Source organism: Hydrogenophaga sp. A37, assembly GCF_002001205.1.
Taxonomy (GTDB): Bacteria; Pseudomonadota; Gammaproteobacteria; order Burkholderiales; family Burkholderiaceae_C; genus Hydrogenophaga.
Genome location: NZ_MUNZ01000163.1, coordinates 1 through 12,489, shown reverse-complemented (window position 1 = coordinate 12,489; position 12,489 = coordinate 1). Strand labels below are relative to the sequence as shown.

The 12,489-nt window shown below is 66.9% G+C and carries 10 protein-coding genes; 6 read left to right on the top strand and 4 right to left on the bottom strand.

Going from position 1 to position 12,489, the window contains the following annotated elements; translation table 11 throughout:
• Positions 1–156 precede the first annotated feature (156 nt).
• The 4 genes from B0E41_RS22120 to B0E41_RS22105 all read right to left on the bottom strand — a co-directional run bounded on the left by B0E41_RS22120 (position 157) and on the right by B0E41_RS22105 (position 5,488).
• Complete coding sequence (locus tag B0E41_RS22120; RefSeq protein WP_077334537.1) at positions 157–1,185, bottom strand: TRAP transporter substrate-binding protein; 1,029 nt, start codon at positions 1,183–1,185, stop codon at positions 157–159.
• A gap of 157 nt (positions 1,186–1,342) precedes the next feature.
• On the bottom strand, positions 1,343–2,902 hold the full coding sequence (locus B0E41_RS22115; protein WP_077334535.1) for a CoA-transferase: 1,560 nt from the start codon (positions 2,900–2,902) through the stop codon (positions 1,343–1,345).
• Between the two features lie 143 nt (positions 2,903–3,045).
• Positions 3,046–4,278, bottom strand: a complete 1,233-nt coding sequence (locus B0E41_RS22110) for a thiolase family protein (protein ID WP_077334533.1) — start codon at positions 4,276–4,278, stop codon at positions 3,046–3,048.
• Between the two features lie 4 nt (positions 4,279–4,282).
• Positions 4,283–5,488, bottom strand: coding sequence for a thiolase family protein (locus B0E41_RS22105; RefSeq protein ID WP_077334531.1), 1,206 nt, complete (start codon positions 5,486–5,488; stop codon positions 4,283–4,285).
• Positions 5,489–5,659: 171 nt separating this feature from the next.
• Between B0E41_RS22105 and B0E41_RS22100 the strand changes: the two genes are divergently transcribed.
• The 6 genes from B0E41_RS22100 (at position 5,660) to B0E41_RS22075 (ending at position 12,485) form a co-directional block, all read left to right on the top strand.
• Positions 5,660–6,445, top strand: a complete 786-nt coding sequence (locus B0E41_RS22100) for a crotonase/enoyl-CoA hydratase family protein (protein WP_077334529.1) — start codon at positions 5,660–5,662, stop codon at positions 6,443–6,445.
• 93 nt (positions 6,446–6,538) lie between these two features.
• Positions 6,539–8,416, top strand: a complete 1,878-nt coding sequence (locus B0E41_RS22095; protein ID WP_077334527.1) for a feruloyl-CoA synthase — start codon at positions 6,539–6,541, stop codon at positions 8,414–8,416.
• Between the two features lie 14 nt (positions 8,417–8,430).
• Positions 8,431–9,195, top strand: coding sequence for an SDR family NAD(P)-dependent oxidoreductase (locus B0E41_RS22090; protein ID WP_077334525.1), 765 nt, complete (start codon positions 8,431–8,433; stop codon positions 9,193–9,195).
• Positions 9,195–9,614, top strand: coding sequence for an acyl-CoA thioesterase (locus B0E41_RS22085; protein ID WP_077334523.1), 420 nt, complete (start codon positions 9,195–9,197; stop codon positions 9,612–9,614). Before B0E41_RS22090 ends, B0E41_RS22085 begins: the two co-directional genes overlap by 1 nt.
• Before the next feature lie 54 nt (positions 9,615–9,668).
• Positions 9,669–10,664 carry a Bug family tripartite tricarboxylate transporter substrate binding protein gene (locus tag B0E41_RS22080; RefSeq protein WP_077334521.1) on the top strand — a complete coding sequence of 332 codons (996 nt, stop codon included), beginning with the start codon at positions 9,669–9,671 and terminating at the stop codon, positions 10,662–10,664.
• A 42-nt stretch (positions 10,665–10,706) separates the two neighbouring features.
• Positions 10,707–12,485 (top strand): tannase/feruloyl esterase family alpha/beta hydrolase, encoded by a 1,779-nt coding sequence (locus B0E41_RS22075; RefSeq protein WP_077334519.1) that lies wholly within the window; start codon positions 10,707–10,709, stop codon positions 12,483–12,485.
• The last annotated feature ends 4 nt before the right edge of the window (positions 12,486–12,489 follow it).

The window sequence follows — 12,489 nt, the reverse complement described above, 5'->3', positions numbered from 1 at the left end:
CGCTCCACGCTTCCTTCCTACGCTCGGTCGCCCTCACGCAGTTGCGCTTCACTTTGCTCACTGTGACCAGCTCGCAGCGGGACTTGCACCCGCAGGTGTGCGCCCATGCTGGGCGCACCAAAAAAAAAGACCGCCTTTCGGCGGTCTTCTTCATCATCACTTCTCGTACTTGCCGATCAGGGCCTTGGCTTCGGAGACCAGCTTGCCACCGTCGACATTCTTGGCCTGCATGTCCTTGATCCAGTCGGATTCCACCGTGCTCGCGGTGCGTTTCCAGCGCTGAACCTCGGCCAGTTCCAGCTCGGTGATCTTGTTGCCGGCCTTGACGGCCAGATCACGCCCGACGTTGTCGCCCACGTCCTGGGTGCGCGCGATCTGGGCGCTGAACTCGGCCCCCGAGTTGTCGTCAATCACCTTCTTCAGGTCGGCCGGCAGCTTGTTGTAAGCGGCCTTGTTCATGGCCACCACGAAGGTCGTCACGTAGAGGGCTCGGTCACCGGCGAACGTCGTGTGGTTCTTCACCAGCTCCTGCACCTTCAGGGCCGGGGCCACCTCCCAGGGAATGGTGGTGCCGTCGATGGTGCCTTTGGACAAGGCATCGGTCACGGCCGGCACGGGCATGCCCACGGGCGTGGCGCCCAGCTTGACCAGCATGCTGTTGACCACCCGCGTGCCGCCGCGGATCTTCATGCCGCGCAGGCTTTCCAGGCCGACCACCGGCTGCTTGGTGTGGAACAGGCCCGGGCCGTGGGTGTGGAAGGCCAGCACGTGCACGTCCTTGTACTCGTCCATCGCGTTCTTCTGGACATAGTCCCATAGCGCGCGCGAGGTCTTTTCGGCCGACAGGCCGGCAATGAAGGGCAGCTCAAACACTTCCGTCTTGGGGAAACGCCCGGGGGTGTAGCCCTGCAAGGTCCAGACGATGTCGACCACGCCATCGCGCGCCTGGTCGAACAGCTGCGGGGGCGTGCCGCCCAGCTGCATCGAGGGGTACATCTGGATCTTGATGCGGCCCTTGGATTCTTCTTCGATCTTCTTGGCCCAGGGCGCCAGCGCCTTGGAAGGCACCGTGCCCTGCTGGGGCAGGAACTGGTGCAGGCGCAGGGTGACTTCTTGCGCGAACGCGCCCGCACTGGCCGACACCGCCAAGGCCAGCGCCGCCACTTTGAATGTCCAGGATTGCATGAATATGTCCGGTTGGGCCCGCTCGCGGGCCGGATGACTGAAAGGCAACCCTTTCAGGAATGCCGCCAATCGTTATTTTCCATAACAATAAGCGTGCTGACTGCCTAGGACTTACCCCTAAGTTGAGACGAAGACAACGAAGCGCCGCGGGGGTGTTTCAGGCCACATGGAGAAAACCGCGCAGCCCGCCCCACTGCTCGCTGAAGATGCCCGGGTCCATGGTCTTCAAGTCTTTGATGATGGGTTTGAAGGCCATGTGGGCCAGCACGTCGCGCTCCAGGTCCACGCCGGGTGCGATCTCGGTCAGCTCCAGGCCGTCCTCGCGCAGGCGGAACACCGCGCGCTCGGTGATGAACACCACCTGCTGTTCGCGCAATGCGGCGTCGTGGCCGTTGAAGGTGATCTGCTCCACCTGCTCGATGAACTTGCGGGCCTTGCCCTCCTTGACGATGGTGAGCTTGCCGTCACCCACGGTCACATCCAGCCCGCCGGCGGTGAAGCTGCCGCAGAACACCAGTTTCTTCGTCGAACGCGTGATGTTGACGAAACCACCGCAACCCACCGGCCGGCCATTGAACTTGCTCACGTTGACGTTGCCATGCAGGTCGGTCTGAGCCAGGCCCAGGAAGCTGGCGTCAAGGCCGCCACCATCGTAAAAATCGAACTGGGCACTCTGCTCGATGATGGACTCGGCGTTGTAGGCCAGGCCGAAGTCGCCCAGCTGCGCGGGAATGCCGCCGTTCACGCCCGATTCGATGGACAGCGTGAGCAGGTCCGACACGCCCTCTTCCGCCGCCACGGTGGGGATGCCGGCGGGGATGCCGATGCCCAGGTTGGTGATGGCGCCGGGCGTGACCTCCATGGCCGCGCGCCGCGCGATCACCTTGCGCTCGTCCAGCGGCATGGGCGCCATGCTGCCGGTGGGCACGCGGATGTCGCCGCACAGCGCGGGGTTGAACTGGGTGGCGATGGATTGCATGTGGTTCTCGGGCTTGCCGATCACCACGTAGTCCACCAGCAGGCCCGGCACCTTGACCGCCTTGGGGTGCAGGCTGCCGGCCTTGACCACCGCTTCCACCTGGCAGATCACGATGCCGCCCCAGCGCTTGGCCGCCTGCGCAATGGAGAGCTGTTCCAGCAACATGCCTTCCTTGTCCAGCGTGATGTTGCCGCGTTCGTCGGCCAGCGTGCCACGGATGATGGCCACGTCGATCTTGGGCGGGGCGTAGTACAGCCACTCCTGCCCCTCGAACTCCACCAGCTTGACCAGGTCTTCGGTGGAGCGGCTGTTCATCTTGCCGCCTTCCAGCCGCGGGTCCACGAAGGTGCCCAGGCCCACCTGGGTCAGCAGGCCGGGCGAGCGGTTGGCGATCTGGCGCGTGAGGTGCGAGAGCGAGCCTTGCGGGAAGTTGTAGGCCTCGATCTCACCGTCGAACACCATCTTCATCATCTCCTTGCCGGTCTGGCCGAAGTGACCCGCGATCACGCGCTTGATCATGCCCGCGTGCGCAAAGTGCTTCATGCCCGCCTCGCCCGAATTGCCCACCGCGCCACAGGCCCAGGTGGTCAGGTTGCGCGGATGCCCGGTGTTCAGGAACGTGCGCTCCACGCCCTGCAACACCTCTTCCGGCAGGCTGGTGACAGCCAGGCCGCCCAGAAAAATCGTGGCGTCGTCGGCAATGAGGGCGCCGGCTTCGTCGGCGGTGATGACTTTCATGGGTGTCTCCAAAAAACAGATTCAAAAAAACAAACAAGCCGGAGCGCCAGCCCCCAACCCAGGGCTGCCAAAGATCCGGCTCCGCCGGTCCAATGGCAGCGCCCCCTTGGGGGGTCGCGCGAAGCGCGGCGGGGGGAGCCCGCTCAGACCTCAATCAGCAGCGCCATGCCTTGGCCACCGCCCACACAGGCCGACGAAATGCCGTAGCGCAGCCCACGGCGCTTGAGCTCGCGCGCCAGCGTCACGGTCAGGCGCACGCCGGTGGCGGCCAGCGGGTGACCCAGCGCAATGGCGCCGCCGTTCACGTTGAGCTTGTCGCGGTCCAGCCCGAGCTCACGCTCCACCGCCAGCGTCTGCGCGCCCTGGGCCTCGTTGATCTCGAACAGGCCGATGTCGTCCAGCGTGAGCTCGCAGCGCTCCAGCAGCGCGCGGATGGCCGGCGCCGGGCCGATGCCCATGATCTCGGGCGGCACACCCACTGCGGCGGCGCCCACCAGGCGGGCCAGCGGCTTCAAGCCGTTGCGCTTCACGTAGGCATCGCTGGCCACCAGGGCGCCCACGGCGCCGTCCACCAGCGCGGAGCTGTTGCCCGCCGTCTGCACACCACCGGCGTACACCGGTCGCAGCTTGGCCAGGGCTTCCACCGGCGAGGGCCGGGGGTGGGTGTCGTGGGCCACCTGGTCCACCTTGCGCGGCAGGCGGATGCCGCGCGTGTGGTACCCGTCCAGCGCAAAGTCTTCGTTGACCACGGGCACGATCTCGCCCGCGTGGAAACCGTCGGCCTGGGCCTTGAGCGCGCGTTCGAACGACTGCGCGGCGAAGGCGTCCACGTCGGCACGGCTGATGCCGTATTGCTTGGCCAGGTTCTCGGCGGTCTCGATCATGGTGATCGGGCCGGCGGTGTCGTTCAGCGCCTCGACCAGGAAGTCCTTGAACTCCACCGGCGCGCCCAGCTTGAAGCCGCTGCGGTGGGTGTAGGCGGCAATGGGGTTGCGCGTCATGGACTCGGTGCCGACCACCAGCGCCAGTTCGGAGTAACCCAGCGCGATCTGGTCGGCCGCCTGGCGGAACAGCTCGAAGCCGGTGCCGCAGATGCGCTGCGCCAGGATCGCCGGCACCGCCATGGGCACGCCCGCGTACAGGCCGATGTGGCGCGGCAGCACGAAGGCGTCGAAGTCGGCCTGCGCCATGGAGCCGGTGACCACCGAATCCACGTCGCTGGCGGCCACGCCGGCGCGCTCAATCACGGCGCGCGCGACCTTGATGCCCATGTCGGTGGGCGAGATCGCCCCGAGGGCGCCGCAGTAGTCCACCAAGGGCGTGCGCACGCCATCAAGCAGCCAGGCGTTGGAGAAGCGGGCAGAGAAGTGTTTCATGGCATCAATCCTTTCGGCTGTCGGTCACACGGATCACGGTGGCGTAGCCGCTGTCGCCTGCGGCGCAGCCGGTGAACAGGCCCACACCGCCGCCGCGCAGCACCAGCTCTTCGATCATCTCGATGATGGCGCGCAGGCCCGTGGGCGCCTGCGGATGGCCCCAGATGATGGAGCTGCCGTAGTTGTTCATCTTCTGCCAAGCAAAGCCGGTGTCGCGCGCCAGCGCGATGTCGTTCACGGCAAAGGGGTTGTGGGTCTTGATGACGTCGATGCCACCGATCTCCAGGCCGGCGTTCTTCATGGCGTTGATCGCGGCGGGCGACGGCGCCATGGGCATGAAACCGGGCTCGACCCGCGACATGCCGAAGCCGAGGATCTCGACCTCAATGCCCTTGTCGGTGGCGGCCTCACGGGCCCGCTCGCGGGTGGTCACGATGGCACCGGCGTTGCCGTCGGCCGGGTGGGTCTGGCCACCGAAGGTGATGGTGCCGCCCTCTTTCACCGGCTTGAGTTTGGCCAGGCCTTCGGCCGTGGTGGGGAAGATGCCCTCGTCCACCCCGAGCGCTCCGGTCTGCTTGCGGAACTTCGAGTCCGACAGCGGCGCGTCCACCATGTAGCGCTTCTGGAAGGCGCGGTCGTTGGCCAGCGCGTCCAGGTACTGGTGGTAGCGGTGCAGCTTGAGTTCGTGCTGTTCGGCGGTGCCGATGCCGTAGCGCGCGGCCACGTTTTCGCCGGTCTGCAGCATCGGGTTTTTCGCATAGGGATCGTTGCCCATGTTGTCGGGCACCCAGTGTTCGGTGATGCCGTAGCCGCCCGTGCCCGAGGGGTCGGGGTAGTACACCACCGGCCCGTTGGACTGGCGGTCCGCCATCACCAGCAGCGCGCATTGCGCGGTGCCGCACACCACTTCCTGTGCGGCCATCTGCAGCGCGCGCACACTGGTGGCGCAGGCCTGCTGCACCGTGGGGCCGGCCACGCGGTCGATGCCCATCAGGCCGGTCACGTAGGGCAGGCCATAGAAGCTGCCCTTCTGCGGGTTGGTCATGCCCAGCAGACCCAGGTCGATCTGCGCCATGTCGAAACCGCGCGTGGCCAGCGCCTGTTTGCCGACCGCTGCGGCCAGCGGCAGGGCATTCATGTTGGCCAGCGAGCCCTGCCACTTGGCGAAGGGCGTGGACCAATAGATACCGTAGGGAATGAAGGCTTGCATTCGGCTTGTCTCCTGTGAAGATGTCAAAGAAATGGCCCGCTGAAAACGGGTCTTGAACCACGACCTAGGACAAACCCTAGTCCCGGGGAAAACGACCGGTTTGCGTGTTGTGGCTTCCGGTATTTGGTTATAAACTATAACCAGATATTTTCGTTTGAGCAAGGAACCTCCATGTCGATCACCGCCATTTCCGCCGACCTTTCCCTTGAAATCCGGGGCGCCGTGGCGATCATCCGGCTCACCCGCCCAGCCAAGCGAAACGCCATCAACGACGGCCTGGTCCTGAGCCTGCGCAACGTCTTCGAGGGCTTTGGCCCTGAGGTCAAGGCGGCCGTGATCGAAGGCGAAGGCGAACACTTCTGCGCCGGGCTGGACCTGAGCGAACTCAGCGAGCGCGACGCGGTGCAAGGCATGCACCACTCGCGCATGTGGCACAAGGCGCTCGAAGCGGTGCAGTTCGGCCCGGTGCCGGTGGTCGCTGCGCTGCACGGCGCGGTGGTGGGCGGCGGCCTGGAGCTGGCCAGCGCGACCCACATCCGCGTGGCCGACGAGTCCACCTTCTATGCGCTGCCAGAAGGCTCGCGCGGCATCTTCGTGGGCGGCGGCGGCTCGGTGCGGGTGCCGCGCCTGGTGGGCGTCGCGCGCATGACCGACATGATGTTGACCGGCCGCGTCTACAACGCGCAAGACGGCGAACGCGCCGGCTTCGCGCAGTACCTCGTCCCCGCGGGCCAGGCGCTGAACAAGGCGATCGAGCTGGCGGAGAAGATCGCGCAGAACGCGCCCACCACCAACTTCGCGCTCACCCACGTGCTGCCGCGCATTGCCGACCAGACCGCCGACCACGGCCTGATGACCGAAGCACTGATGGCCGCCATCGCCCAGTCCGCGCCCGAGGCCAAGGAGCGCGTGAAGGCCTTCCTGGAAGGCCGCGCCAACAAGGTGCAACGAGGCTGAGCCTGCCCCTTTCCACTCTCCCGCCCCAACGCCTGCGCAAGCGGGCCAGGCCCACGAGGGCCCCATGCCACCACAACGATCCGGAGACAAGACATGAACACCGAGACCCGTCCGCACAAGTACCGGCCCATGGAATTCGGCGTGCCCCGCGTGGTGGTGCGCGAAGGCAGCAGCGGCGTGCGCTACATGCGCGGTGAACCCGAACTGCTGCCCTACGCCCGCACCATGGGCGAGCGCCTGGCGCACTGGGCGAAAACCGTGCCCGAACGCACGCTGTTCGCGCGCCGCGTGCGCCACGCCGACGGCACGACCGGCGACTGGCAGCACCTGAGTTTTGCTCAGGCGCTCGACGGCGCTCGCCGCATCGGCCAGGCGTTGCTGGACCGCGGCCTCAACGCCGAGCGCCCGGTGGTGATCCTGAGCGAAAACGATCTGGAGCACGCCCTGCTCTCGCTGGCCTGCCTGTACGTGGGCGTGCCCTACTGCTCCACCTCGCCGGCCTACTCCACCGTCAGCACCGACCACGGCAAGCTCAAGCACGTGATGAGCACACTCACCCCGGGCCTGGTGTTCGCCAGCGACGGCGCCCGCTACGCCAAGGCGCTCAACGCCGCGGTGCCGGCCGACTGCGCCGTGGTGCTCACTTCCCTGGGCGGCTACAGCCGGCCCGCGGGCGAACTGCTGTCGTTCGAGCAGCTGCTGGCCACCGAGCCCACTGACGCGGTGGACGAGGCTCACGCCCGCGTCAGCCCGGACACCATCGCCAAGTTCCTGTTCACCTCGGGCTCGACCAAGATGCCCAAGGCGGTGATCAACACGCACCGCATGTGGTGCGCCAACCAGCAGCAGATGCGCCAGTCCATGACGCCGCTGACGCTGGACCCTCTGGTGCTGGTGGACTGGCTGCCCTGGAACCACACCTTCGGCGGCAACCACAACTTCGGCATGGTGGTCTACAACGGCGGCACGCTCTACATCGACGACGGCAAGCCGGTGCCCGCGCTCATGGGCGAGACCCTGCGCAACCTGCGCGAGATCGCGCCCACCGTGTACTTCAACGTGCCCACCGGCTTCGAGGTGATCGCCGACGTGATGAAGACCGACGACGTGCTGCGCAAGAACCTGCTCAGCCGCGTGCGCATGTTCTTCTACGCCGCGGCCGCTTTGTCGCAACCGATCTGGGACGCGCTGCATGAATGCCAGGAGCGCGAGATCGGCGAGCGCATCGTGATGTGCACCGGCCTGGGCATGACCGAGTCCGGCCCGTTCGCGCTCTCCGTCAACAGCGCCGACGTTAAGGCCGGCGACCTGGGCGTGCCCACGCCCGGGTTGGAGATCAAGCTGGTCGACATGGACGGCAAGATCGAGGTGCGCTACAAGGGGCCGAACGTGACCCCGGGCTACTGGCGCGGCGACGAGGCGACGCAAGAAGCCTTTGACGAAGAAGGCTTCTTCTGCAGCGGCGACGCCGTGACCTGGATCGACCCTGACAACGTGCACAAGGGCCTGCGCTTTGACGGCCGCATCGCCGAAGACTTCAAGCTCAGCACCGGCACCTTCGTCAGCGTGGGCCCGATGCGCGCCAAGGTGATCGCCGCTGGCGCCCCCTATGTGCAGGACGTGGTGCTCACCGGCCTGAACTTGAAGGAAGTGGGCGCGATGATCTTCCCGACCCAGCACGTGCGCACCCTGAGCGGCCTGCCCGCCAGCGCGCCGATGGCCGAGGTGCTGGACAACGCCTACGTGAAAGAACACTTCCAGCACCTCATCACCGAGCTGGCCAAGACGGCCACCGGCAGCGCCACGCGCATCGCGCGCGCCATCTTGCTGGCCGAGCCACCGTCCATCGATCTGGGTGAGATCACCGACAAGGGTTCGATCAACCAGCGCATGGTGCTCAAGCACCGCGATGCGCTGGTGCAGGCCCTGCACGCCGACACCGCTCCGAACATCATCAAACCCCAAGCCTGAAAGCGAACACCACCATGAACATCCAAGGACACGCAGCACTCGTCACCGGCGGCGCCTCCGGCCTGGGCGAAGCCGTCGCGCGCGAGCTCGCCCGCCAGGGCGCCAAGGTCGCCGTGCTCGACGTCAACACCGCGCTGGCCGAGACAGTGGCGGCCGAGATCGGCGGCGTGGCCTGCGCCTGCGACATCACCAACACCGAGAGCGTGACCGCCGCCATCACCAAAGCGGCCGCGGCCCACGGCCCGGCGCGCATCCTGATGAACATCGCCGGCATCGGCACCGCCAAGCGCGTCGTCGGCAAAGACGGCAACGCCGCACCGCTGGAAGACTTCGCCAAGGTGATCAACGTCAACCTGATCGGCAGCTACAACATCAGCCGCCTGTTTGCCGCCGAGTGCGTGAAGCTGGCCCCCATGGAAGACGGCGAGCGCGGCGTGATGATGTTCACCGCCTCGGTGGCGGCCTTCGACGGCCAGGTGGGTCAGCAGGCCTACAGCGCCTCCAAGGGTGGCCTGGTCGGCATGACGCTGCCCATGGCACGCGATCTGGCACAGCACGGCATCCGCGTGTGCACTGTGGCGCCCGGCCTGTTTGCCACGCCGTTGATGAAGCAGTTGCCCGAGGCGGTGCAGCAGTCGCTGGCCGCGTCGATCCCGTTCCCATCGCGCCTGGGCAAACCCGAAGAGTTCGCGCAGTTGGCCGCACACATCGTGACCAACGGCCACCTCAACGGCGAAGTGATCCGCCTGGACGGTGCGCTCCGAATGGCGCCACGCTGATGAGCAAGGTCGTCGTCTACGAGGTCGAGGTGATGTTCGGTGACTGCGACCCGGCAGGCATCGTCTTCTACCCGAACTTCTCGAAGTGGATGGACGCCTCGTCGTTGAACTTTTTTCGCCAGTGCGGTGTGCCGCCCTGGCGCGAACTGATCCGCACGCGCGGCATCGTGGGCACGCCGCTGCTGGAGGTGCGCAGCCGCTTCTTCCACCCCGCCTCGTACGGAGACCGTCTGCGCGTCCACACGCATGTGAGCGAATGGCGCGCCAAGGTCTTTACCCACCACCACGTCATCCGCCGCGATGACACGGTGCTCTGTGAAGGCACCGAAACCCGAGCCTTCGTGGTTCACCCCCCCGGCGAACCCGACCGCATCAAAGCCATTCCGATCCCGGCCGACATCCAGGCCCTGTGCAGCTGAAGTTCTCAGAGAAGAACCCTCATTTTTCAACCCACCTCAACAGGAGACAACCCCATGAACATCCATCGCCGTCACCTCATCCAGGCCACCGCCGGCTCCGCTTTGCTGGGCGGCCTCGGTCTGCAGAACGCCTTTGCCCAGGGGCTGGAGCAGGTCAAGATCGTCAACGGTTTTCCCGCCGGCGGCAGCGCCGACGTCACCAGCCGCCGCATCGGTGAAAAGCTGGGCGGCACCGCCTACACCAAGAACGCCGCCGTGGTCGAGAACAAGACCGGCGCGGCGGGTCGCATCGCCGTCGAGACCGTCAAGAACGCCGCGCCCGATGGCGCCACGCTGCTGCTCACGCCGTATTCGATGATGTCGATCTACCCGCACATCTACAAACAGCTGAGCTACGACCCCTTCAAAGACCTGATGCCCGTGGCCATGGCCTCGATGCTCGCGCACGGCCTGGCCGTCGGCCCCATGGTGCCGGCCACGGTGAAGACGGTGAAGGACTACCTGGCCTGGTGCAAGGCCAACCCCTCGCTGGCGAACTACGGCTCGCCCGCCGCCGGCTCCACGCCGCACTTCCTGGGCGCGCTGCTGGGCCTGGAGGCCAACGTGGATCTCAAGCACGTGCCCTACCGCGGCTCCATCCCCGGCATCACCGACGTGATCGGCGGCCAGCTCGCCAGCATGTTCACGCCCCACGGCGACTTCCTGCCCAACCACAAGGCCGGCAAGCTGCGCATCATCGCCACCTCGGGCAAGCAGCGCTCGCTCTTCGTGCCGGAGGTGCCCACCTTCGCTGAGCAAGGCTTCCCCGACCTGGTGGTGGAGGAGTGGTTCGGTTTCTATGCGCCGGCCAAGACGCCCGCCGCCGTGGTCACCAGCGCCAACCAGGCCATCAACGCCGCACTCAAGGAAAAGAGCGTCATCGACAGCCTGGCCATCTCCGCCATGGTGCCGGTCGGCGGCTCGCCGGAAGAGATGGCCAAGAGCATGAAGTACTACTTCGACTTGTGGGGCCCGCTGGTCAAGAAGATCGGTTTCACCGCCGAGTCCTGATCGCAGCGTCGCGCGTCCATCCCCCTTGCACGAGGCATCCCCATGAAGCATCCGAACGCATCCGCACGCCTGGCCCTGGTCGCCTTGCCGGCCCTGGCCCTGAGCGCCTGCTCCCAGATGGGCCCGGCGCCCGCTGGAGGCCCGACCGGTGTCGCCAAAGGCGCCGCCCTGCAGCAGTGTGAAACCCTGGCAGCCAGCTTCCGGCACGACCAGACCGCCATCGACTCAGCGACCGTGGTGGCCTCCGGCACGCTGCGGCTGGGCGGGCACGAACACTCGCGTCCGCTGCCACAGGGTGCCGCACCGGCGCAGCCCACCGGCGGCAACCCGGTGGCCGAGCACTGCCTCGTCAAAGGCGCGATGCACAAGCGCAAGGGCAGCGACGGGCGCGACTACGCCATCGGCTTCGAGATGCGCCTGCCCAAGGCCTGGAACGGGCGCTTCTATTACCAGGGCAACGGCGGGTTGGATGGCGCGGTGCGTCCGGCCGAAGGCGCGCTGGGCGGCGGTCCGCTGACCAGCGCGCTGATGCAGGGCTTTGCCGTCATCAGCTCGGACGCAGGCCACAGTGGCCCGCAGACACCCTACTTCGGCCTCGAAGCACAGTCGCGGCTGGATTACGGTTACCAGGCGGTCGCCAAGCTCACCCCCATGGCCAAGGCGCTGATCGCCACCGCCTACGGCAAGGGCCCCGACCGCTCTTACCTCGGCGGCTGCTCCAACGGCGGCCGCCACGCCATGGTCGAGGCCGCGCGCGGCCAGGCCTACGACGGCTACCTGATCGGCGCCCCCGGCTACCGCCTGCCCAACGCGGCGCTGGCCCAGCTCTGGGGCGCGCAGCAATGGGCGCCGCTGGCGGTGCCCGGTGCCACCACCCAGCACCCGCTCAACCCGACCGCCAAGATCCCCGACCTGAGTGGCGCCTTCACCAAGGCCGAGCGCAAGCTGGTGGCCGACGCCTTGCTCGCCAAGTGCGACGCACTCGACGGCGCGAAGGACGGCCTGGTGCAGGCCACACAGGCCTGCCAGACCAGCTTCAAGCTGGCCACCGATGTGCCCACCTGCACCGGTGACCGCAACGGCCAGTGCCTGAGCGCGGCGCAGAAGACGGTGATCGCCAACGTGTTCGCCGGTGGCCGCACCACCGACGGCCAGGCCATCTACTCGGCCTTCCCGGTCGATCCCGGCCTGGTCGGTGACAACTGGGGCCTGTGGAAGTTTGCCAACTCGGTCGCGCTCGACCCGCTGTCGGTCGGCACCGTGTTCAGCGTGCCACCGGGCATGTTCGACCCGCTCAAGGTCGACATCTCGGCCCGCCTGCCCATGTTCAGCGCCACCAACGACGTGTACCGCGAGTCGGGCCTGTCGCTCATGACCCCGCCCGGCAATGACAACCCGGTCAACGTCGCAAAGCTCAAGGACCGTGGCGTGAAGATGGTGATCTACCACGGCGTGGCCGACGCGATCTTCTCCGCCGAAGACACGCGCCAGTGGATGCTGCGCCTGGACAAGGCCATGGGCGGCAAAGCCGACAGCTTCGTGCGCTTCTTCCCCGTGCCCGGCATGGCGCACTGCAGCGGCGGTCTGTCCACCGACCAGTTCGACCTGCTCTCGCCGCTGGTGAAATGGGTCGAACAAGGCCAGGCACCGCAGGCCGTGGTGGCCACGGCGCGCGGCGTCGGCAACCCCGGCGGCGCAAACGCGGAAGTGCCCGCCGAGTGGGCTCCCAACCGCAGCCGCCCTCTGTGCGCCTACCCCACCGTTGCCACCTACAAGGGCAGCGGCAACGTGGAAGACGCCGCCAGCTTCAGCCGCAAATAAAGCC